24 protein-coding genes are annotated in these 23,584 nt (G+C 34.4%); 9 read left to right on the forward strand and 15 right to left on the reverse strand.

The features are described from left to right. Nucleotides 1–102: 102 nt before the first annotated feature. Both ACP7AV_RS00875 and ACP7AV_RS00880 read right to left on the reverse strand, forming a co-directional pair. Nucleotides 103–465, reverse strand: coding sequence for an RNA recognition motif domain-containing protein (locus ACP7AV_RS00875; RefSeq protein WP_426062715.1), 363 nt, complete (start codon nt 463–465; stop codon nt 103–105). Nucleotides 466–618: 153 nt separating this feature from the next. After that, nucleotides 619–1,098, reverse strand: coding sequence for a DUF6252 family protein (locus ACP7AV_RS00880; protein WP_426090390.1), 480 nt, complete (start codon nt 1,096–1,098; stop codon nt 619–621). A 200-nt stretch (nt 1,099–1,298) separates the two neighbouring features. On the opposite strand from ACP7AV_RS00880, the gene ACP7AV_RS00885 reads away from it, so the two are divergent. The 6 genes from ACP7AV_RS00885 to ACP7AV_RS00910 all read left to right on the forward strand — a co-directional run bounded on the left by ACP7AV_RS00885 (nt 1,299) and on the right by ACP7AV_RS00910 (nt 6,463). Further along, on the forward strand, nt 1,299–1,859 hold the full coding sequence (locus ACP7AV_RS00885) for a 30S ribosomal protein S16 (RefSeq protein ID WP_091203130.1): 561 nt from the start codon (nt 1,299–1,301) through the stop codon (nt 1,857–1,859). 15 nt (nt 1,860–1,874) lie between these two features. After that, entirely contained in the window at nt 1,875–2,399 is a 525-nt protein-coding gene (rimM, locus tag ACP7AV_RS00890; protein ID WP_426062713.1) for a ribosome maturation factor RimM, read from the forward strand. Between the two features lie 77 nt (nt 2,400–2,476). After that, entirely contained in the window at nt 2,477–3,190 is a 714-nt protein-coding gene (locus tag ACP7AV_RS00895; RefSeq protein WP_426090391.1) for a tRNA1(Val) (adenine(37)-N6)-methyltransferase, read from the forward strand. Between the two features lie 175 nt (nt 3,191–3,365). Continuing rightward, entirely contained in the window at nt 3,366–4,544 is a 1,179-nt protein-coding gene (locus ACP7AV_RS00900; RefSeq protein ID WP_426062711.1) for an acyl-CoA dehydrogenase family protein, read from the forward strand. A 92-nt stretch (nt 4,545–4,636) separates the two neighbouring features. Continuing rightward, a complete protein-coding gene (locus ACP7AV_RS00905) occupies nt 4,637–5,419 on the forward strand; it encodes a DUF3050 domain-containing protein (protein ID WP_426062710.1) in 783 nt (260 codons plus the stop codon). A gap of 147 nt (nt 5,420–5,566) precedes the next feature. Then, nucleotides 5,567–6,463 (forward strand): serine/threonine protein phosphatase, encoded by an 897-nt coding sequence (locus ACP7AV_RS00910; protein ID WP_426062709.1) that lies wholly within the window; start codon nt 5,567–5,569, stop codon nt 6,461–6,463. Between the two features lie 34 nt (nt 6,464–6,497). Here the strand turns inward: ACP7AV_RS00910 and ACP7AV_RS00915 are convergent, their stop codons facing one another. The 6 genes from ACP7AV_RS00915 to trmB all read right to left on the reverse strand — a co-directional run bounded on the left by ACP7AV_RS00915 (nt 6,498) and on the right by trmB (nt 10,376). Beyond that, nucleotides 6,498–6,815: a 2Fe-2S iron-sulfur cluster-binding protein gene (locus tag ACP7AV_RS00915; RefSeq protein ID WP_426090392.1), complete on the reverse strand. Its 318-nt coding sequence runs from the start codon at nt 6,813–6,815 to the stop codon at nt 6,498–6,500. A 158-nt stretch (nt 6,816–6,973) separates the two neighbouring features. Continuing rightward, complete coding sequence (locus ACP7AV_RS00920) at nt 6,974–7,213, reverse strand: NifU family protein (protein ID WP_113636516.1); 240 nt, start codon at nt 7,211–7,213, stop codon at nt 6,974–6,976. Between the two features lie 82 nt (nt 7,214–7,295). Further along, a complete protein-coding gene (locus ACP7AV_RS00925; protein WP_426090393.1) occupies nt 7,296–8,450 on the reverse strand; it encodes a P-loop NTPase in 1,155 nt (384 codons plus the stop codon). Between the two features lie 204 nt (nt 8,451–8,654). Next, complete coding sequence (locus ACP7AV_RS00930) at nt 8,655–8,984, reverse strand: MGMT family protein (protein WP_426090394.1); 330 nt, start codon at nt 8,982–8,984, stop codon at nt 8,655–8,657. A gap of 48 nt (nt 8,985–9,032) precedes the next feature. Beyond that, nucleotides 9,033–9,668, reverse strand: a complete 636-nt coding sequence (locus tag ACP7AV_RS00935) for a LysE family transporter (RefSeq protein ID WP_426090395.1) — start codon at nt 9,666–9,668, stop codon at nt 9,033–9,035. A 30-nt stretch (nt 9,669–9,698) separates the two neighbouring features. After that, nucleotides 9,699–10,376 (reverse strand): tRNA (guanosine(46)-N7)-methyltransferase TrmB, encoded by a 678-nt coding sequence (gene trmB, locus ACP7AV_RS00940; RefSeq protein WP_426090788.1) that lies wholly within the window; start codon nt 10,374–10,376, stop codon nt 9,699–9,701. Between the two features lie 233 nt (nt 10,377–10,609). On the opposite strand from trmB, the gene ACP7AV_RS00945 reads away from it, so the two are divergent. Together ACP7AV_RS00945 and ACP7AV_RS00950 are read left to right on the forward strand one after the other, a co-directional pair. Further along, nucleotides 10,610–12,214, forward strand: coding sequence for a L,D-transpeptidase family protein (locus ACP7AV_RS00945; RefSeq protein ID WP_426090396.1), 1,605 nt, complete (start codon nt 10,610–10,612; stop codon nt 12,212–12,214). A 212-nt stretch (nt 12,215–12,426) separates the two neighbouring features. Continuing rightward, nucleotides 12,427–14,472, forward strand: coding sequence for a M13 family metallopeptidase (locus tag ACP7AV_RS00950; RefSeq protein ID WP_426090397.1), 2,046 nt, complete (start codon nt 12,427–12,429; stop codon nt 14,470–14,472). A 94-nt stretch (nt 14,473–14,566) separates the two neighbouring features. Here the strand turns inward: ACP7AV_RS00950 and ACP7AV_RS00955 are convergent, their stop codons facing one another. After that, the gene (locus ACP7AV_RS00955) at nt 14,567–15,097 is read right to left on the reverse strand and encodes a nuclear transport factor 2 family protein (RefSeq protein ID WP_426090398.1); all 531 of its coding nucleotides are present in this window, start codon (nt 15,095–15,097) and stop codon (nt 14,567–14,569) included. Beyond that, entirely contained in the window at nt 15,090–17,582 is a 2,493-nt protein-coding gene (locus tag ACP7AV_RS00960) for an AsmA-like C-terminal region-containing protein (RefSeq protein WP_426090399.1), read from the reverse strand. Before ACP7AV_RS00960 ends, ACP7AV_RS00955 begins: the two co-directional genes overlap by 8 nt. 462 nt (nt 17,583–18,044) lie before the next feature. Here ACP7AV_RS00960 and ACP7AV_RS00965 point away from each other — a divergent pair, with 462 nt between their 5' ends. After that, entirely contained in the window at nt 18,045–19,625 is a 1,581-nt protein-coding gene (locus ACP7AV_RS00965; protein ID WP_426062693.1) for a L,D-transpeptidase family protein, read from the forward strand. 103 nt (nt 19,626–19,728) lie between these two features. Here the strand turns inward: ACP7AV_RS00965 and ACP7AV_RS00970 are convergent, their stop codons facing one another. From ACP7AV_RS00970 to ACP7AV_RS00990, 5 genes are all read right to left on the reverse strand, one after another. Beyond that, entirely contained in the window at nt 19,729–20,043 is a 315-nt protein-coding gene (locus ACP7AV_RS00970) for an HPF/RaiA family ribosome-associated protein (protein ID WP_426062692.1), read from the reverse strand. 136 nt (nt 20,044–20,179) lie between these two features. Continuing rightward, on the reverse strand, nt 20,180–20,614 hold the full coding sequence (locus tag ACP7AV_RS00975; protein WP_426090400.1) for a very short patch repair endonuclease: 435 nt from the start codon (nt 20,612–20,614) through the stop codon (nt 20,180–20,182). Between the two features lie 52 nt (nt 20,615–20,666). Continuing rightward, the gene (locus tag ACP7AV_RS00980) at nt 20,667–21,728 is read right to left on the reverse strand and encodes a hypothetical protein (RefSeq protein WP_426090401.1); all 1,062 of its coding nucleotides are present in this window, start codon (nt 21,726–21,728) and stop codon (nt 20,667–20,669) included. A 4-nt stretch (nt 21,729–21,732) separates the two neighbouring features. Next, entirely contained in the window at nt 21,733–23,109 is a 1,377-nt protein-coding gene (locus ACP7AV_RS00985; RefSeq protein ID WP_426090402.1) for a DNA cytosine methyltransferase, read from the reverse strand. A 2-nt stretch (nt 23,110–23,111) separates the two neighbouring features. Next, nucleotides 23,112–23,387, reverse strand: a complete 276-nt coding sequence (locus tag ACP7AV_RS00990) for a helix-turn-helix domain-containing protein (protein WP_426090403.1) — start codon at nt 23,385–23,387, stop codon at nt 23,112–23,114. Nucleotides 23,388–23,584: the final 197 nt, after the last annotated feature.

Consider the following 23,584-nt stretch of genomic DNA (forward strand, 5'->3'; position numbering starts at 1 on the left):
AGTGCGTTCTCTAGATAGCGTCTGTGCATTGCTCTCTACCGTATACAAACAAAAAAGGTGTCAATTTACATTGACACCTTTTTATATAACTAGAAAAAAATATTAATATCCTCCTCTGTTTCCACCACCACGGTTTTCTCCACCACGGCTGCTTCCACCACCATAACCACCGCGTGAATCTCCACCACGACTGTTATTGTTAAAACTTCTTCTTTCACCTTCTGGCTTAGGCTCAGATTTGTTTACTACTATCGCACGTCCTTGAACAGTAGCTCCGTTCAATTCGTCAATTGCCTTTTGAGCTTCGTCATCATTTGGCATCTCAACAAAACCAAATCCTTTACTTCTTCCAGTAAATTTATCAGTAATAATTTTAACTGAATCAACTGCTCCGTAAGCCTCGAAAGACTCTCTTAAATCTGCTTCCTCAATACTGAATGGAAGGCTTCCAACAAAAATATTCATATGTACTTATTTAAATAATAGAACAAATGTACTGCATTTTTATTCTAATCTACTATATATAAGCTTATTTATGTTTTTATTTTAAATTTAAAAACAATATTAATCTGATAAAATATCGTGCTTCTGTGATGTAAGAACGCAAATTGCCATCATTTATGGGACTTGCAAACTTACTGGTACCTTATAAAAAACACCTTGCTGAAAATTCAAAATACCACCTCCTAAAGGATTACCATCTACGTTCTCTGCTTTAAATTTGAATGTCCCTGATATGGTATTACCCACATTATCATATTCAGTTATAACAATTTCACCGTTACCAATGCCAATTCCAGTTGCAAATGAAATTTCAACAGTACCATTTGTCAGTACATAAACAGCTGTTTTGGAGCTACTGGTGCCCAAAGGATATTTTTGCGCTTTTGTAGAAGTGGTTCTTAAAGTCAAAACCTCATCTCCGGTATATCCTTCGATTATCAAAGATCCATCAGCGGCCAAAAAAGCTTTAGAATCCACTGCTCTCCAAAACACATTGTCTTTCATTCCTTGAAAATAAGGGTTGTTAAAACTAATGTCTTCCTCGCAAGAAATTAGAAAAAAAACTACCACCAGAAACATTAAATATTTTTTCATAAAAAAGTGCTTTAGAACAAACAAAAATAATGTAATAATGCTTAAAAAAACAGAACCCTAATAAAAAAGCCAACCAAAATTATACTTAAGCTACTCTAGTTCATTAAATTATTGTTCGGATTAGCAATTATCAATAAAAGATGTATCTTTGCACCCTTAATTAATCGAGGTCGAGTACCTCAAAATTTAATCATAAGATTATGTCAGTAAAAATTAGATTACAAAGACACGGTAAAAAAGGAAAACCTTTTTACTGGGTTGTAGCAGCAGATGCTCGCTCAAAAAGAGATGGTAAATACCTAGAGAAAATTGGTACTTACAATCCAAACACAAACCCAGCAACTATCGACTTAAACCTTGATAGTGCAGTAAAATGGTTACACAATGGTGCTCAGCCAACTGATACTGCAAAAGCAATTCTTTCTTACAAAGGAGCTTTATTGAAACATCACCTTGATGGTGGTATCCGTAAAGGAGCTTTAACTCAAGAACAAGCTGATGCAAAATTAGCGGATTGGTTAGATGCAAAATCTGGAAAAGTTGATGCTAAAAAAGAAGGTTTAACTAAAGCACAAGCTGACGTTAAAGTTAAAGCTTTCAAAGCAGAACAAGATGTTAACGCTAAACGTTTAGCTGCAGCTGCTCAAGCAGAAGCTGATGCTATCGCTGCTGCAACTCCAGCTGTTGAAGAAGAAGTTGCTGAAGTCGAAGCTGAAGAAGCTCCTGCTGAAGAAGAAAATAACAAAACAACTGAAGCATAATTTTAGAAGGCGAAAATGCGTAAAGAAGATTGTTTCTACTTAGGTAAGATCGCTAAAAAATTTAGTTTCAAAGGAGAAGTTCTTGCCTATCTAGACACGGACGAACCTGAGTTATACGAAAACTTGGAATCAGTGTTTGTTGAATGCAACAAACACTTGGTTCCTTTTTTTATTGAAAGCAGTTCATTGCATAAAAATGACTTTCTCCGAATTCGTTTTGAAGACATGAACACCGAAGAAGATGCCGATGCAATAATAGGAAACGCTATATATCTTCCTTTGAATATGTTGCCAAAACTTACCGGTAACAAATTCTATTTCCATGAAGTAATTGGTTTTGAAGTTGAAGATAAACGCCTTGGTGTTGTCGGGAAAATTCAATCCGTGAATGATACTACTGCCCAACCTCTTTTTGAAGTTTTAAACGGTGATCTAGAAATTCTTATTCCAATGATTGACCATTTCCTTGTGAAAATTGATAGGGAAAACAAAAAAGTCATCATGGATTTACCAGAAGGACTTATTGAAATGTACCTTTAAGTTAGTGTTCAGTATTCAGTTTTTAGTGTTCAGTTCCTCAAAAATCGTTAATCTGCAATCTGAAATTAGAATTTTCTATGTCCAAATTCCAATTCAAACAATTTTCCCTTGAACAAGATCGTTGTGCCATGAAAATTGGAACTGACGGAGTTTTACTTGGCGCATGGACTCCTATTGAAAACAATCCTATTAGTATTTTAGATATTGGAGCGGGAACAGGCGTAATCGCTTTAATGCTCGCACAAAGAAGTAATGCGGAACAAATTGACGCTTTAGAAATTGACGAAGAAGCCTACGAGCAATCCGTAGATAATTTTGAAAACTCCCCTTGGAGTGATCGCTTATTTTGTTTTCATGCCGGTTTAGATGAATTTGTAGAAGAACCTGAAGACGAGTACGATTTGATTGTTTCCAATCCACCATTTTACACTGATGATTACAAATCTGATAACGAACAACGCGATTTAGCCCGTTTTGCTGACGCAATGCCTTTTGAAGATTTAATCGAGGCCGCAGATTTATTGCTTTCAGAGAACGGAATATTCGCAGTAATCATTCCTTTTAAAGAAGAAGAAAATTTCTTGGCTCTAGCCAAAGAATATGAACTTTACCCTTTAAAAATAACTAGAGCTAAAGGAACTCCGATTACCGAAATTAAGCGTAGCTTATTGGCTTTCAGCCGAAAAGAAAGTGTGAATTTTCCAATTGATGAATTAATTATTGAAACTTCAAGACATCAATATACTCCCGAATACATTGAATTGACAAAAGATTTTTATTTAAAGATGTAAAAAACTTGCTTTAACCCACTTCCTAAAATTTCATAGTTTCCTATTTAATTGAACCTTTAGTTGTACTTTAAATACTCGAATTCATTACAAATCAAATACGTTAAAATATAACAATTGTTAATCGTTTTGTTATATTTCTTTATGTAAATTTGTACTCTATAAAATTCATAAAACCATGAAACCAGACTTATTTCAATCTCCAGATTATTATAACTTAGACGATCTATTAACGGAAGAACACAAATTGGTGCGCGATTCTGCACGTGCATGGGTAAAAAAAGAAGTATCGCCTATTATAGAAGATTATGCGCAACGTGCTGAATTTCCGAAACAAATCATAAAAGGTTTGGGAGAAATTGGTGGGTTTGGTCCTTATATTCCAGTAGAATATGGCGGTGCCGGTTTAGATCAAATATCTTATGGATTAATCATGCAGGAAATTGAGCGTGGAGATTCTGGCGTTCGTTCCACATCATCTGTACAATCCTCGTTGGTGATGTATCCAATTTGGAAATACGGAAACGAAGAGCAACGCGTAAAATATTTACCTAAGTTGGCTACCGGAGAATACATGGGATGTTTTGGATTAACGGAACCTAACTACGGTTCTGATCCAGGCAGTATGATTACAAATTTCAAAGATATGGGTGACCATTATTTATTGAATGGTGCCAAAATGTGGATTTCTAATGCTCCGTTTGCTGATATTGCTATTGTTTGGGCAAAAAATGAAGAAGGCAGAATTCACGGTTTAATTGTCGAAAGAGGAATGGAAGGTTTCACCACACCAGAAACACATAATAAATGGTCCCTTCGTGCCTCTTCAACTGGAGAATTAATTTTTGATAATGTTAAAGTTCCAAAAGAAAACTTATTACCAAATAAATCTGGATTAGGAGCGCCGCTTGGCTGTCTTGATTCCGCACGTTACGGAATTGCCTGGGGCGCTATTGGTGCTGCCATGGACTGTTATGATACTGCTTTACGCTATGCGAAAGAAAGAATTCAGTTTGACAAACCTATTGCAGGAACACAATTGCAACAAAAGAAATTGGCTGAAATGATTACTGAAATCACCAAAGCACAATTGTTGACTTGGAGATTAGGTGTTTTGAGAAATGAAGGGAGAGCTACCACAGCTCAAATCTCAATGGCCAAGAGAAATAATGTAGATATGGCAATTCATATTGCCCGCGAAGCCAGACAAATGTTGGGTGGAATGGGAATTACCGGAGAATATTCTATCATGCGACACATGATGAATTTAGAATCGGTGATTACCTACGAAGGAACACATGACATCCATTTGCTAATTACCGGCATGGATATAACCGGGATTCCAGCTTTTAAATAGTTGTAAACGATTATTAAAGTATTAATAAAATTGATAGTAAAAGCTTCTTGGAAACAGGAAGCTTTTTTATATTTACATAAAAAATAATACCTATGAATATTGAAACGATCAACAATAGCATTCAGCCCCAAAAAGAACTATTGTTACAACATTCTTTATACAAAAAAGTAAAAACCGTTGAGGATTTACAATCTTTTCTTGAAAATCATGTTTATGCAGTTTGGGATTTTATGTCATTACTGAAAGCATTACAATCTAAATTGACTTGCACAACAACTCCATGGTTTGCCACACAAAATCCTGAGACCAGATATTTAATTAACGAAATTGTCCTTGCGGAAGAATCTGATTTAACAAAAGACGGGAAGCGCTCAAGTCATTACGAAATGTACATTGAAGCAATGGAAGCGTGCAACGCTAACACGGATGGAATCAAACAATTTCTAAATGAAGTGGATTCGCTTAAAAACATATTTGTTGCGATTAAAACCAGCCATTTACACCCAAATATTAAAGCTTTTTTAGACTTTACTTTCAGAGTTATTGAAGAAGGGAAAACGCATGAAATAGCGGCCGCTTTTACTTTTGGAAGAGAAGATTTAATTCCAAGTATGTTCACTGAAATCTTGAAAAATTTTCAAGCAAATTTCCCGGATACTGATTTGAGTAAACTCATTTATTATTTTGAAAGACACATAGAACTGGATGCTGACGAACACGGTCCAATGGCAATGAAAATGATAACAGAACTTTGTGGAACGGATGCACAAAAATGGTCCGACGTAGAAGAAGTTTCAAAATTAGCCTTAGAAAAACGCATCGGACTTTGGGATGCCATTGAGGAAACAATTATGATGAAAGTGGAATTAGCATAAAATTTATTCTTCCTTATAAAATAACTTATTGTTTGAAATTAATTATCTTATTTTAAAATAATGAAAAACACCTTCTGATAATAAGTACCGATGAAAAAAATAGCTTTATTAGCTATTTTTTTTATCTTTATTTTTTAAATTAAATAAATGTCTTCCCAAGAACGATTAACCAGAGCTTATAAAGAAGCACAAAGAATTCCTTTTGACAATCAATCAAAATTCATCCTTTTTAGCGACTGCCACAGAAGCGATAATAGTTTTGCCGATGATTTTGCAAGTAATCGAAATGTGTATTTTCATGCAATGACTCAATATTATAATGATGGCTTTACGTATTGCGAATTAGGAGATGGAGATGAATTATGGGAAAATATCTTCTTTAAAACTATTTTTGAAGCACACAAAAACGTCTATCTTCTGCTTAAAAAATTTCACGATTCCGACAGATACCTAAAAATTTGGGGGAATCATGAAATGACTTTTCGAGATAAAGATCATGTACAAAAAACTCTTACGACATATACAAACACACAAAACGACAAGCTTGAACCTTTATTTACCGGCATCAAATGCCATGAAGCACTCGTTTTAGTACATCGGGAAACCAAACAGGAATTGTTTTTGACACATGGTCATCAAGCTGATTTTATGAATTACGTAGGCTGGAAAATCAACAGATTTATGGTCCGTATTTTATGGAAACCACTCCAAATTTGGGGAATATCCGATCCGACAAGTCCTGCTAAAAATTACGTGGAACGAATAAAAATCGAACTCCGAATAAAAAAATGGATTGAGAACAATAATCGCAAAATTACCATTGTAGGCCATACTCATCGTCCAAGTTTTTCTTATCCAAATGAAAAATCAACACCTTACTTCAATGACGGAAGCTGCGTACATCCCAGAAGCATTACCGGAATTGAAATAGTAAATGGAACCATAACACTTATAAAATGGTTTATCGACACTAAGGAAAATGGCATTCTGCAAGTTGTTAGAGAAGTACTTGAAGGCCCAACAAATCTAAAAGATTATAAATAAAGAAAGCGTTTGTCAAGGCAAACGCTTTCTTTATTTAATTTTCCGGAGCCAACTCCAATTCTAATCCTTCGAGGCTTTCGGTGATTGGGATTTGACAGCCCAAACGACTATTTGATTTGACGTAAAATGCTTCTGAAAGCATCGCTTCTTCATCATCGCCCATTTCTGGTAAAGGCACTTCATTCAACACATAACACTGACAAGAAGCACACATGGCCATTCCGCCACAAGTCCCTTCTACAGGAAGCTCATAAGCTTTACATAATTCCATGATATTCATGGCCATATCTGTAGGAGCTTGTAATTCATGCACTACTCCTTCTCTATCTTTAATTTTTATTAATACATCCATAAATCAGCTATGAGTTATAAGTTATGAGTTGTGTGTTTGCGTAAGGGATAGAAGCTAGCTACCGAAGTAGCGCGTATAGCCCGACCGTTTTAAGAAAAAAGGCAAATACTCGTTGTATTGAGTAGCCTTTTTTCTTAAAAGGGGCACGCCCAAAAGATTTATAGAATATTTACAACAGTTTCTATTTGTGGTGCAAACTTTTTGATGGTGGTTTCCACGCCTGCCCTTAGTGTCATTTGGTTTACACTGCAACTGGTGCATGCGCCTTCGAGACGTACTTTTACATGTTTGTCGTCCTCGATGGAGATTAATGTGATGTCACCGCCGTCAGAATTTAAAAAGGGTCTGATTTCTTCAAGTGCTTTTTGCACTTCTACAAATAATTCTTCTGTTGTCATAATTTAGACTTATTAGATTTTCTGACCTTTTTAGGTTTTTAGATCTCTTAGTTTGTCTAAGTAGTCTAAAAATCTAAGTAGCCTATTTTTTTACTGCGGAACAACCAGCCATAGTTGTAATTTTAACAGCCTCTGTTGCAGGTAAATTTTCGTTTCTGCTTACTACTTCCCGCACCACATTTCTGGTGATTTCCTCGAAAACTGTTTCGATAACGGAACCCGTTTGCATCGCTGCCGGACGACCGTAATCTCCTGCTTCACGGATGGATTGTACGATTGGCACTTCACCAAGGAACGGAACACTTAAATCCTCTGCAAGATTTCTGGCTCCTTCTTTTCCAAAGATGTAGTATTTATTTTCAGGTAATTGCTTCGCCTGTTCGCTTTCGCTCGAGTCTTCAGGTGTGAAATACGCCATGTTTTCAATAATTCCTAAAACAGGAACATTTATAGCTTCTGACATGAACATAGAAACTCCTTTTTTAGCATCGGCCAAAGCTACAGCTTGTGGCGTACTTACAATTACAACACCTGTGATAGGTAATGATTGCACGATAGAAAGGTGAATATCTCCTGTTCCCGGAGGCAAATCAACTAACATAAAATCTAATTCTCCCCAGTCCGCATCAAAAATCATTTGGTTCAATGCTTTGGAAGCCATAGGTCCTCTCCAAATTACGGCTTGACTCGGTGCTGTAAAAAATCCAATCGAAAGAATTTTCACCTCGTAGCTTTCCACGGGTTTCATTTTTGATTTCCCATCCACCATGACAGAGATTGGTTTTTCATTTTCTACGTCAAACATGATTGGCATCGAAGGTCCGTAAATATCAGCATCCAAAATTCCTACTGAAAAACCCATTTTCGCTAGTGATACCGCTAGATTCGCGGTTACCGTAGATTTTCCTACTCCTCCTTTACCAGAGGCAACACCAATGATATTTTTGATTCCCGGTATTGATTTTCCTTTAATTTCCGGTTTGTCCGGAACTTCAACTTTACTATTGATTTTGATTTTAGCATCTGGAGATACTAATTCAAGAATTGTTTTTTTGATATCGTCTTCAGCACGTTTTTTAATGTGCATTGCCGGCGTGTGCAATACTAAATCTACCACAACCTCATCGCCAAAAGTAATCACATTTGCTATCGCGCCACTTTCAACCATATTTTTTCCTTCTCCGGCTATAGTAATTGTTTCTAAAGCTTTAAGAATGTCTTTTCTGTCTAATTTCATTTTTAGTTTACTGTTTTCTATTGGCATTTTAGCGCCAGAATATTATCTTTATTTAAACTGATTTCAGATTACAAAGATACTATGAAAAGTTCTTATTTTAAAGGATTTGTATCGGATTTATTGATGCGAAAATTGATGTTGGTTATAATCTAATTAAAGTTTTTAATCGGGAAACAGTATTATGAAGACGAAAAATCTAATCAATTATTCCAATCGAACATCAGGTTGCCAGAAATGCTTCTCGAAATCCACAATTTGGTTGTCAATCACAACAATTCCCTCGTTTTCCAATAATTGTTGCATCAGATTGGTTCCGTCAAAATGCAATTTCCCTGTGAGTAATCCTTTTCGGTTCACGACACGATGTGCCGGAACATCTTCAAGACTATGCGAAGCATTCATTGCCCAGCCAACCATTCGAGCAGAACGCGCGGTTCCTAAAGACTTTGCTATGGCGCCATACGAAGTGACTTTCCCATAAGGAATTTGTCTGGCGACGGCATACACTCTTTTGAAAAAATTGTCATTTGACATGGTTTTACATCTAATAAAAAAGAAATTCTTATGGTTTTGGTTAAAAATCTACTTTAAATAATACCGAATAATATTGATTAAAGTGATTAAAGAGATTAATCCTGTAATGCTTCCTATGATGGTATTCATATTTCGCATAAAATAATCTGTCTTGTCTTGTATTTTCTGAAAGAAAGTAATATAACAGTAAAACACTAAAAAAGAGCCTAATACGACCCCTGAAACAAAAATAAAAACATGAAACATTTCGAAATAAAACAAATTGTAAGACGCTAACGTAACACTTACAAAAACATAATAAGGAATGGGGAAAAAGTTAAGTACTGAGAGCAGCACTCCAAGAAAAAAACGAGTGGAAGTGCTCTTTTTTTTAATTATTTCTTTTTTCTTTTTGGGTTTTTTAGCAATCAACAAGAAATAGACTGTCAATGATGCAAATATTCCCAAACCCACTTCACGCAGCAAAACAATTACATCCGGGTGCTCTTTAATAAATTGCGCAAACAATATTGCGAGCGCTGCCTGAAAGAAAATTACAATTACCGCACCCAGAACAAACCAGTAAGCACTTCTTTTTCCTTCTTTGAGATTTACTTTAGCTGCTGTCATATTGATTAATCCCGGAGGCGTAATCCCTATAAAGGCAGTAATAAAACCCAATAGTAAAGAAGTAAATAAATTCATAGGTAAAGTGCAAGAATCGAAAAAGTAAAACTATTCTTTAATTTTAAATCGAATATACGTAATTGCTTTGTTAACTTCCAAATATTGTTTTTCATAAAAAGTTTGAAATGCAGTCACTTCCTCCGGACTTCCCTCGTTTACGTATACATTATGATTGGCGTACAAAACTTCATGTCCTTCGCCGTGCAACAATCCAAGGGTATATCCATGCATGAATTCACTGTCGGTTTTCAAGTTTACAACACCTTCTTTTTTGAGGATTTTTTTATACAATTGCAAAAACTCCGAATTTGTCATTCTGTGTTTCGTGCGTTTGTATTTGATTTGTGGATCCGGAAACGTAATCCAGATTTCATCTACTTCGTTTTCAGCAAAAATATGGTTGACTAATTCAATTTGGGTTCTGATAAAAGCCACATTGTATAATCCGGTTTCAACTGCCGTTTTGGCTCCACGCCAGAAACGTGCTCCTTTGATATCGATTCCAACAAAATTTTTATTTGGATACCTTTCAGCAAGACCAACAGAATATTCCCCTTTTCCACAGCCTAATTCCAGCACTAATGGATTTTCATTTTTGAAGAATTCCGAATTCCATTTACCTTTGAGCGGAAATAAATCTGCTACCACTTCTTCTCTTGTTGGTTGAAAAACGTTTGTAAATGTCTCGTTTTCCTTGAATCTTTTTAATTTATTTTTGCTTCCCACTTTTTCAAAATATTTCGGCAAAATTAGGGAAATATAATAGACCGAATGGTGAACAAGTGAAAAAATGAAAAAACGTTTACGAAATCACTATTGTCTTAATCGTTTTTTATGAAATCTTTTGCAAAAATGTTTCCAAAAGAAATGACAATTGTACTATTTCAACTCTTAACTTCATTGTTAATTCACTTTTTACCAAGAAAATATTTCTGTATCTTTATACAAATAATCATGCTATGAAAAACGTTGTTTTATCTATTGCACTACTATTATTCAGCTTTTCACTTGCTTATGCTTACCATACCAATGCCAAAAAGATTACCAACACCTATGTTGCTCAAACATTCCCAAAATACAAAGCAGAAAGATATTTCGTCAAGATTGACAGTTCGATTATTTCGAGATTTTTTAAAACATATCCGAATTTAAAAAAATACAAATCGGATGTTCAGATCTTATATAAAAAGAGAGATTATAATTCCATTTGGCTTGATGGTAAAGGAGTTATCGAGTTTTCCAATTTATTATATTCCAAAGTAAATCAACTTGAAGAGGAAGGGCTACTTTCCCGATTTGCCTACAAAGAACGAACTGACTTGATTTTCAATAAAAAAACACCAAACAATCTTACCACCACCGAAACAGAGCTTTTACTATCAGCAATGTATATCTTCTATGCAAAAAAAGTATATAAAGGCATCGACATCGAAAAAATCAGAGAAATTGGATGGTTTTTACCAACAAAAAATCTCTCATACGAGACCCTTCTAAATTCTTTGTTGTCGGATCCAGAATTATTGGATAAAAATGAGAAACAACTCTTTAGTCAGTATTACAAATTGCGTACTGTTTTAAAAAAATACCGCCAAATAGAGCAGAATGGAGATTGGAATTTAATAGTTAGAGATTCTTCAATACTGGAATACAAACCTGGTGATGACTCACGGACCATTGGTCAAATCAGACAACGACTCACTGTAACCGGAGATTTAGAGCAAGATTCCAAAAGTAATTTATACGATGAGGAGTTAATGACCGGAATACTGAATTTTAAGAAAAGAAATGGCTATAAACCTGATTATATAATTACATCAAGCCACATTCAAAGAATGAATATTCCTATTGAAAATTACATCAAAACCATTATGGTCAATATGGAACGTTGCAGATGGATTGCTCCAGAGTTGACAAAAGCGGAAGAATACATCATTATAAACATTCCCTCTTTTAAACTGATTTACAAAAGAAATGGCATAACCGAATTAGAATCGAATGTGTTTGTGGGCGGAACCATGAATGAAACCGTCATTTTTAGCAGTAATATCAGCCATTTGATATTTAGCCCGTATTGGAACATACCGACAAGTATCGTTCAAAGCGAAATAAAAACGGCTATGGATCGCGACAAAAACTATTTGGCAGATAATGACATGGAATATAATAAAGGCAGAGTAAGGCAGAAACCCGGTCCTAAAAATCTTTTAGGAAAAGTCAAATTTATGTTTCCAAGTGCCTCCGATATTTATTTACACGATTCGCCCGCCAAAAGTTTATTTGATTCTGAATACCGGGCGTATAGTCACGGATGTATCAATGTAAATAAAGCACAGGAGTTGGCTTATTTAATTTTAAAAAATGATAAGGACTGGCCAGCTGATCGCATCAAGAAAGCCATGGACGGCGGCAAAGAAACCACATGCATCCTAAAAAAGAAAATTCCGGTTCACATTGGATATTTCACTACCTGGGTAAATGATTCCGGTGAAGTTAGTTTTTTTAATGACATCTATCAACGTGACGACCGTTTAGCGGAACTTCTTTTTTCTGATGACACCAAATAAAAGGACTGTACTCACGGTTTAATTTCGAACTTAACTTATTGATTCAACGGAATAAAACACGAAAAAAATAGAGGCATTTCGTAAGAAAGAAATGAATTCAATGATTTAAGCTAATCTGTTAAACTTTTTTTAGCATCAATGTACTAATAATCAATTAAATAAGATTATGCGAGATTTTTTATATTATATTTGATATTCTAAAAACCCAATTTATGAAATCAAAACCACACCCAATTAAAACACAACTAGTGTTAGCATCGTCCATTTTACTGTTGGCTGCTTTTTCTACTTTTGAAAAGTCAGACAAAACAATTTCCGGAATTAATACAGAAAACATGGACACATCCATTCAGCCAGGTGATAATTTTGATGCGTATGTCAACGGCGCTTGGATGAAAAAAACTAAAATACCGGACGATAAAGCCTCTTATGGCGTTGGCTACATGGTACATGAAAAAGCACAAGAAGACGTTAAGGCCATTATTGAAGCTTCCTCCAAAGGTAAGTTTGCAACAGGTTCTGATGAACAAAAAATTGGGGACTTTTACGAAGCCTTCATGGATACTAAAATAAGGGATCAAAAAGGAATTGTGCCGTTACTTCCTGAATACAAAAAAATTGACGCTATCAACAACTATAATGATTTGGCTGCTTATTTTGGATATGCCAATAAATCCGGAATCAACATTCCTTTTTCCGTTTCGGTAATGGAGGATTTAAAAGATCCAACCCAGTACATGCTTATTTCCTGGCAGGGTGGTTTAGGATTACCTGATAGAGAATATTACTCTCTTGTAGATGCTAAATCTAAGGAAATCCAAAAAAAATACGTAATCCATATCGAGAAAACGTTACAGCTTGGAGGAATTGCCAATGCTCCCGATTTAGCCAAAAAAATCATGGCGTTAGAAACAACTTTGGCTGCCCAACACATGAAAAAAGAACAAACCCGTGACATAGTAAAACTGTACAACAAATATGCTATTTCTGATTTGGACCAACTTATGCCTGATTTTAATTGGGACAACATGCTAAAAAACGCCGGAATTCTTAATCAACAAAACATTGTTGTTGCACAAATTGATTATCTCAAATCGCTCAATAACATTATTAAAACAACACCTTTAACTACTTGGAAAGGTTATCTGAAATGGAATGCTATTCATGGAGCGGCAAGATCTTTGAACACGGCTTTAGACAATGAAAACTTTGACTTCTATGGCAAAACCCTGAACGGAATCCGAACACAACAACCATTATGGAGAAGAGGTGTTGACAGGGTCAATAATAACCTTGGTGAAATAGTGGGAAAGGTCTATGTAAAAAAACATTTCTCTCCTCAAGCCAAAGAAGAAGTAACACTGTTAGTCAAAAACCTACTTAAAGCCTACGGGGAAAGCATAAAAAACTTGGACTGGATGAGTTCGGTAACAAAAAAACAAGCCTTGGACAAACTCTCTAAATTCACTCCGAAAATTGGTTATCCTGACAAGTGGAGAGATTATTCAACTTTAAAAGTTGTTAAAGGCGATTTATACGGAAACCAGCAAAAAGCCACTGATTTTGAATACAACAGACAAATTAACAAATTAGGAAAACCTGTTGACAGAACTGAATGGGGAATGACTCCACAAACCGTAAACGCATATTACAATCCGCCACTTAATGAGATTGTATTTCCTGCCGCGATATTGCAGCCGCCTTACTTTAATTTAAAAGTTGAAAACGCAGCAAACTATGGTGGAATTGGCGCAATAATCGGACACGAAATAGGCCATGGTTTTGACGACCAAGGAAGTAGCTTCGATGGTGACGGAGTGCTTCGCAATTGGTGGACACCGGAAGATTTAACCGCTTTTAAGCAAAAAACAGGTGCATTAGTCGCACAGTACAATACCTTCAAAGTATTTCCTGACCTCAATGTAAATGGGGAATTTACCCAAGGGGAAAACATTGGCGATTTAGGCGGATTATCCATTGCCATAAAAGCATATAAAATGAGTTTGGAAGGAAAAGAATCACCTGTTTTAGATGGCTTTACGGGTGATCAACGAGTATTGTTAAGTTGGGGACAATGTTGGTTAAATAAAAGTCGGGAGGAAGCTTTGCGAAATCAAATTGCTACCGATCCGCATTCACCCGCAAAATTTAGAGTCAATGGTGTAGTGCGTAATATTCCTGAGTTCTATACCGCTTTCAAAATAAAACCAACAGACTCATTGTATCTGGCTCCCGAGAAAAGAGTCAAAATCTGGTAATTATCCGATTTATAGATTAATGAAAACCTCTGCTTTTTTCGCAGAGGTTTTTTTGTAAAAAAAAGAGAATAACTGATTAGCTAATAAGATAAATTTATTGCTTCGATTTTAAGGTTTGTATCAACGCATCTTCCAGCGTTGACTTTACTTTAACGACTTCATTGGAATTTTCATTTGGAATCGTCATCGATAGAACATATTGTTTTATTTTCCACTCGGTGCCTATTTTTACTAAAACACCCGAACCTCTACAAATTTTCATTTGTGTATTCAGCAATTCGTCAAACCAAGCTGTTTTACCCGTTTTATCAAAATAAATATGGCGTTCTAATGCGGTGAAATTCCACGCTTTTCCTTTATCAAAATGTGGCTTTGAATAGGCTTTTAAAGCTATTTTATTCCAATTCTCTGTCGCATCAGTACCAATGAAAACAGCATCATCAGTCATAAAAGAAAAATAATCGTTATAGTTAGCATCTGCCGCAGCTTTATGCCAGGAATTTAATGTGGCGTTGATATTTGCTTTTGAAATTGATTGGTTCTCCATTATGCTTTTGCAACCCGATAAAGTGACAAAAACAAGAACAGTCAGTAGTATTTTCATGTGCTTTTTGTGTTCATTCATGATTTTTATTCCATTTTATGTTTATTTTTCCATCAACGTCAACGGCTAATAAATGCAATACAATTCCTTTATTTCGATTTTCAGCTCTTTCATTTTTATCCGTGATACCCTCATCCTTTTTTGGATTTCTCAATGGAATAGTGATCGCTAAATTTGTCCCTCTGTTAAACGAATAAATGCCGTTTACATCTAAGTTTAAAACGCTGGAGCTCACTTTCAGATCATTAACAGCTACAATATCGCCATTGATTTTAAAGTTTCCTGACAAATCTCTAAATACGATGTTGTTCACATTTCTAAAAGGAAAAGCAAATTTTCCAATATTTGTAATCGGTTTAAAATCGATTAAAGTCCCTTGATTCACATCGAATTTAGCATCGCCGGAAAGCGAATTTTTCTTTAATTGTCCGCCGGAAAGCAACGTTCCTTTCAACGATGCCGAAGACGTCAAAAATCCTTTTATGTTTTTAGGCTCAAAAGATTCAATCCCAAAATTATTCAACGAAGTCAGGAAACGGGAAATATTCACCCGATTGATCTTCGCATTGGATTCCAAAAGGAAATTATCCCCATATGGAGCTAACTGACCGTCAAAAGAAATTATCCCGCCAGAACTTTGCACCCAGCCATTTTTCACAATTAATTTATTGTTAAGTAATAAAATGGTAGCTTTAGCATTAGTCGCTTCGAGTTTACTATACACCATTTTATCTGCTTTAACATTTAACACCATTTGGCTTTTTTCAATCACGGAATACAATTCATCTGAAAAATCATCTTTTTTATTCTTGGTTTTTGAAGCTTTTTTACCCGAACTGGTAAAAACACCTACAAACTGTTTCACATCCAGAAAAGGAGCATAAATATCCCAATTAACGAGCATTTTTTCAGGATTTTCATAATATAACGTCAGGAAATTATTAATTTTTCCTTCCATAAAAACCGTGTTGCGACGGTCTTTAAAATTAATTTTTTTTATCAACAAAGCTTGCTCCGTAAAATCAAGCTGAATTTCTGTTTTTACGAAAGTCAAATTCCTTGGACCATAATTAACTGTTGCATTTTTAACTGCTACACTTCCTGTGAATAACGGTTTCTGTATTTTTAAATCTCTAATATCAAATTTGAAATCCAAATTCACTTCAGCTTGACCATTAGAAAAATGCATTAAATCCTTGTTGACTATCTCATTCAGTCGGGAAACGGGAAAATCCGATTTAAAACTTCCTGCTGCAGTGGTTTTTTCAAAATTGGAAATAATCCCGATTGGAATTGCAAATGGAATCGTTTTGTATTTCCCCGAAAATTCTGTTAAAGTAATTGTCGAGTTAGTGTCGTTGCAGCCTGCTCCTTTTTTATATTGGTTGGTGAATGTAGCGCCAAAACTACAGTGGGTGATAATTCCGTCAGGTATCGTGAGTTCATTATTTTTTATATTCGTAGTCACGACAATCTCCGGATCACCTTCAGCATTCATATCGCCCACAATCGTACAACCCACATTTATTGGCTTTTTTAAGTCAAATTGATTGATTCGACTACTAATATTAGCGCTCAATAATTCTGAAGCATCTTTCCACAAAATGTCGGTTTTAATAACAATATCAAAAGGAGACTTGTTTTTGTCCAAACTAAAATGTGCGTTAATATCAAAAAGTTCTATTCCTATTTTGAGATTTTCGGTTGCTACACTGATTTGGTTTTTCTGGTCCGAAAAGTCAACAACCAAAAAGCCTTCAACTATTTTTTCCTTTATAAAACTACCTCTTTTGGTATTGAAAGCCATGTTTTTGGCAAGCGTTTTCACGTACATTTTGGTATGCCAATTGTCATCTTCAAAATCTACTTTGCTTCGTAAAGCTAAAACATTAAAATCAAACAATTTATTTCCCATTTGATTTTCGGAAATGAAATGCACTTGGTCTAAAACAATTTCATTGATGGTGGAAGTAGTCGAACTTTTTGAATTTTTACCTTTTGGCTTTGGTTTAAAAATACCGGTATTTACGATTCCGTTCTTTCCTTTAAATAAATACAAAGTCGCTTTTTGAATTTCGATTTTATCGATATTAATTTCATTGGAAATCAAATCCCAAAGATTAATCCTAATCTCAATTTGTTCCGCTTTTAGGAGGGTCCGCTTATGAACAACCCACAAACTATCTTTCAATTCCACTTGGCTTAACGCCAAAGTCATATTGGGAAAGCCCTTTAAAAATTTGTATCTAATATCGCCAATATCAATTTTTCCTGTAATATTTTCGTTGATTTTAGTATTGATTTGGGTAATAATTTCCGCTTTGTTATTTTTAAAATAAAGTGCTAAAAGCCCAGAAGAAAGCATAAAAAACACAACTACTCCCAAAAAGAAAAAACCAATTCTTTTGAAAATTTTCTTAAAACCCGTTGTTTTAAAATATGTTTTTGTTTCCTGCCAAAATTGGTTCATCTGAATTTCTTTACTGTTCTCAAATAAAGATAGCATAAAAACTGGTTTTCCTACTGCTTTAAATCTACAAAATATGATTCGGCTTCCTAAACATCCGTTTGAGCCTTGTACCTTTTACTATTTCAAACTTCGGAAAGTATTTGAAATAATAACACCCTCAAAAAAGTGGTATTAAACTTTAAATTAAAACCTTACCTCTATAATAACAGGAGACAAAAACGGCAAAATAGTTGTGTAAAAAGCACTATTATTTTCATAATTTTTGGATTTTAAAAAATTTATCCAACGCTAAATTTCGTTTTAGAAAACAAAAACAAAATCGCAACTAATTTATTAATAAGTACTTATAAATTATTTTTCTTTCCCTTTTACTGTTAAACCACAGGTCATATTTTAAAGTTGAAAAACTCAGTCCGTCCAATTCTGGTAGTACGGCACGTGATTTGACGTATTTTTGTAGGCCCATAATTGTGTTCTTCACAAATTAAAAGTTGACTTATGAAAAAATTATTTTCGCCAATACTAATTGTTGTTTTTACGATACTATTTACTGCCGTTTCCTGTAAAAAGAAAAGCAATATTGATTTGCCAATAAATCAAACGAGTACAAATACCATTGAAGTTGCTTTTGACAGTACGCAAATCAAAACCTTCTTTAAAAAATATCCAAAACTGAAAAATTATCAGGGCGATGTAGAAAAATTATACCGTAAACATCAATTTCATTACATCTGGTTTGACAAAGATGGACTTAATGAATTTGCGGGTTTGTTGTACAATAAAGTGAACAATTTGGCTGTTGAAGGAATCGAAACCGTAATTCCTTACAAGGAAAAATTAGAAGATATCTATGACAATCCGGAGGAAAATCAGAAAGCGAATATTGACACCGAACTATTGAGCTCTTCACTGTACTTTTTTTATGCTGATAAAGTATACGATGGTATCAGTACTCAAAAAACGAAAGATTTAGGCTGGTTTTTGCCAAGAAAAAAACAATCGTATGTCAATTATTTAGATTCATTGTTAATCAATCCTACGCTTATCAACAAAGATGAAAAAGGGGTTTTAAAACAATATTACCTGCTTAAAGACGTCTTGCAGGAATACCGTAAAATAGAAAAAAAAGGCGGGTGGAAAACCATTGCGTTAGATCCAAATGTCAAATCGTACAAACCTGGTGATAGTGCCGCTACAATTGCGCAAATCAGAACGCGTTTATTAATTACTGGTGATCTTAGCCGAGATTCTAAAAGCGCTGTATATGATGATGAATTAGCAACCGGAATTTTGAAATTTAAAAAAAGAAGTGGCAATACCATTAACAAAACAATTCTGCCGGAACATATCAATTATATGAACGTTTCCGTTGCAGCCCGTATCAAAACCCTCATGGTCAATATGGAACGCTGTAGATGGATTTCAAATGACATTACCAAATCTAAGGAACTAATTGTTGTGAATATTCCAGCGTATGAACTGACTTTTTTCAGAAACGGAATCCCGGAATTACGTTCCAAAGTTGTGGTGGGAAAAACGATGCATAAAACCGTTATTTTTAGTGCCCCAATGAAATATATTGTTTTTAGACCGTACTGGAATGTGCCCGCAAGTATTTTAAAGAAAGAAATTCTTCCTGCCATCGAAAAGAATCCAAATTATTTAGCCGAACATGATATGGAGTGGAAAGATGATTATGTGAGACAAAAACCCGGCCCGGAAAATTCATTGGGACTTGTAAAGTTCTTATTCCCAAATTCGAATGCGATTTATTTGCACGATACGCCGTCCAAAAGTTTATTTGGTAAAGAAGACCGTGCGTTCAGCCACGGGTGCATACGTGTAGCCAAGCCAAAAGAACTTGCTGCGATGATTATGAAGAACGACAAAAAATGGAATCCTGAAAAGATAGAAACTGCAATGAATAGCGGGGAGGAATATTGGTATACGCTAAAAAATAAAATTCCGGTCTATATTGGTTATTTCACCGCGTGGGTAAGTGATGATGGAGTTGTACATTTCTATGAAGACATATACAAAAGAGATGAAACTTTGGCGACGTTATTATTTGACAAATAAAGAGCACCTTCTTTCACTCGAGAATAATTAACAAAAAAAATGACACTGTCTTATTTAGACAGTGTCATTTTAGTTTTATGTTTGTTTGCCTACGGGCAACTATTTAGTGCGCTTTCTGTTTTTCGAAAGCTGTGTCTAATACTTTTTTGATTTTGTCTAATGCACCTTGAAAGGCTTTTTCGGTAGTATCGGCATGATTGGTAACTGCAACGGGCTGCATATTATTTGGTCGGGCTTCTATGAGGCATCGTTTGTCATTGACTCCGGATTTATCACTGTTTTCGTCACCAAGATGCACTTCTAATCGGGTTATTTTATCTTCAAAACGGGACAAAGCTGTTCCTACTTCTTCTGCGATATACGCTTTCAAACGTGCGTTTCCTTCTACATTGTTGTCTGTGTTAATCTGTACTATCATATTTTTATTTATTTAATGTTGACTTTCAAATTTACCGATTGCAGTGCAAAAAAACGACTGAATTAATAAAACATTGGGAAAATAAAAGAAAGAAATTCTGGAGTTGATGATGGGGAAATGAATTTTAATTTCAAGTTTACGATTTTACTTTTTGGGTTTGTCTCGAAATAATTTCGGATCGTATTTTAGTGATGCAATCCTCCAGATTTTTTTTTATTTCCAAACTCCAAAAACGAAGCACTTTCCAGTTTTGTGATTCGAGATAATTGTTGACTTCAATGTCTCGTTTTATGTTGCGTTCTATTTTCTTTTGCCAAAACTCTTTATTAGAATTTATACGGTATTTATAATTCTCCCAATCTTTGCCGTGGAAGAATTCGCTGTCTACAAAAATAGCTATTTTGAGTTTTTTAAAAGTTAAATCTGGTTTACCAAAAACAGTTCTGTTATTTTTACGGTAGCGATAGCCGAGATACCATAAAGCTTTTGCCAAGCGGATTTCATCTTTGGTATCTGTACTTTTAATAGACTGCATCCTTTTTCTTCTTTCAGCAGGGTTTAAAAAATCCATTAAATAAAATTACAAAAAAACACTTTAATTTTTTGTGAATGTAGAGTTAAAATTATTTAAAAACAGCGGTAGTTAATATTGTTTTTAGATCTAAATGTTGTGATGAGCTTACTGTTTTTGAATATTGAGAAACTATCTCTATCCAATCAAATATCTTTTTGTCTTCTGTTGTTTTAATTTTCCAATATTCCGAAAGTTCTTGTGCAGAAATTTCACTTAATAACTTAACAATCTCGTTTAGATTTTGAAATAAATTAACTATTTTTTTTGGAACCTTTTCATAGGTTTTACTATTAAACTCATATCTTATGGCGTTACCTCCCGCAGAAAAAGGGTCTCTCATATTAGGACAAATAACATTCTCTCTATTTATCAACCATATTCCTAATCTTCCATATTTCTTTGGGCTTCTACCAAATAATTCCGGAAAATAAATTCTCGCTTCATTAACTAATTTTCCTTTACTTTTTGGTGATAAATCACTCCAAAGCTTAATAATCATACTTGACGAACTACCATTTTCTTGATCCATCCACCAAATATCCTGACCAGGTTTTAACTTACTTCTGTAATAATCTACGATGGGCCTTATAGGATTTTCTTTATTTCTTAAATCATTATATTGTACACTCATTTTATCAAAAATTGTTTTCCCAGCACCTAAATTCATATCTATAAGGTATCTCGGAGAGTGAGTCACCACAACTTCTGACAAACATTCTTCATATGGCCTACATTTAAATTCAATCGGATTCGCTAATTTAGCGAACAACATATAAATTCTTTCAACATCATTAACTCTGGAAGATTCAAGTACACTATTTCCAGTTGTCTTCCAATGATTTTGAGTCGTTGTTTTGACTTCTATCCCATAGTATTTTTTTGCAATTATATCTGGAAATTTTTGCCCACCAACCCATTCAATTGTATCTGCAAAAGGAGTTCCAATAGCCAACTCAGTCATCAAATCAGAAATGTAAGGTTCTAATTTATTACCGGTTAGTGACAGAAAATTATTAGTCGTTTGAGCAGTAGTGTTAAGTTCTGAAAGCGTAGCACCTAGCAGTAAATTAAATTCATCTCTGTGTGGCTCAGAATTAGCTGAATATATCATAATATTATTGTTTAAAATACAAAGACCAAACTTCTTCTAACCTTTTAGCCAAATTATAAGCTAGTAATGGAGGAACTGCATTTCCAATAATTTTATACGATTGTGAGGGACTAATTAGATAAGAACCTTTTCTTCCATTCTTATTCTCAATAACAAATTCATAATCTATCGGAAAAGTTTGTATCAATGCACATTCTCTAGGAGTTAATCTTCTTTGTTCCAAGCCAGCTGAAAGTTCATCATCATAATTGCCTCCATTACTGGCATCAAGTCTTCTAAACTCTATATTACCGTGGTGTTCGGCTCTAATAGTCGGAGCTATCCCATTAAGTTTAATTTCAATTTGTCCTTGACAATGCTTACCCATAAATTTTGCTTTGGAAAAATTCTTTTGGGATAAATCATCGCTCATTTCAGGCTCGTCCACCAAACTAAAAATTTCTTTAAGTTGAACTGGATTTTTTAAATCTGAATCCTTTATGGTGTAAGAATGCGTTCGATTTGGATATGGATTATATTTTTCCGAAATGCTTTGTTTCTCTAATTCTACAAGAGCCGATTTTTTTAAAGCCGATTTTTTAATTCCAATAAATATAACTCTTTCTCTTGATTGAGGAACACCATAGTCTGCTGCATGCAATACTTTAGGATTTAAAACTATGTATCCATTTTTTCCAATTGAGGAAAAATCATGTTGGATAATTTCTTTAACATTAGATAGATTTACTAACCCTTTTACATTTTCAGCAATAAATATTTTCGGCTTTGTTATTTCAATAACTTCTCTCATCCACATGTATAGTTTACCGCGAGTTTCTTCAGATACGGATTCATTTACAATGAATTCACCCTTATGATTTTTATGTGATTCAAATCCATTTCTCTTTCCGGAAATACTAAAGTCTTGACATGGAAATCCACCAGTAACGATATCTACATTTTTTGGAAATACTTCAGTCCCAGTTTTGTGAAGTTTGACTAAGTCTACTATACTATCAGTATGGAACATTTCAGAATTATGCCCTTCTTTTTGGAAATGATTAACCCAAGCATTCCTAGCATCACTTAAAATATCATTTGCGAACACAGTTTTAAATCTTGTTTTTTTTAACTTAACAAGCTTATCATTTATTATTTCTTCAATAAAATCTGGTTTAAGTTTTTCATTAATAGATGAATTATGAACAGTAAATCCTCCTTCAAATCCTAAATCCATTCCACCACATCCTGAAAATAAAGAAAGCACATTAAGCATACTTGACTTATCTTTTTTATTTGTATCAATTATTGATTGAGATTGACTTAAAAATTTTAAATTTAATTGTGGCTCATTAAAAATCAATTCTTCAACAACATCATTTTTATATTGTAGCTCTTTCATTATCATTTTTTAAAACTATTATCATTGAAGAATTCTATAAAATCAGTATCGAGTGCAAGGATTATTTTTTCAATTATTGTTATTGAAACATTTCTTTTTCCTTTTTCGATGTCAGAAATATAATTCCTGTCAACATTCGAAATATTAGCCAGTTGTTCAACAGAGAAGCCTTTTTGCTCTCTTAACTCTTTTACTTTTTGACCAAATTTTTCTTTAATCTCCATATTTGATAAAATTAGTTTTACGCCTACAATTGACCCGCCTACAATTGACCTCATTAATTTTTAGTTTTCAACTTGATTTTTTGATAAGTAAATTTATTCAACAAAAAAACGCTACTCTTTCGAATAGCGTTTTTTGAATTTCTTATCAATTTATGATGTGATTGCTTCGTTCCTCGCAATGACAATCGTTTGGAAAATCGAATGCCCTAGCCCTGATAGCAGTGGAAATCCTTTATTTCCGCCTTTTCGGA

This window comes from Flavobacterium sp. DSR3-2, assembly GCF_049896525.1.
Lineage (GTDB): Bacteria > Bacteroidota > Bacteroidia > Flavobacteriales > Flavobacteriaceae > Flavobacterium.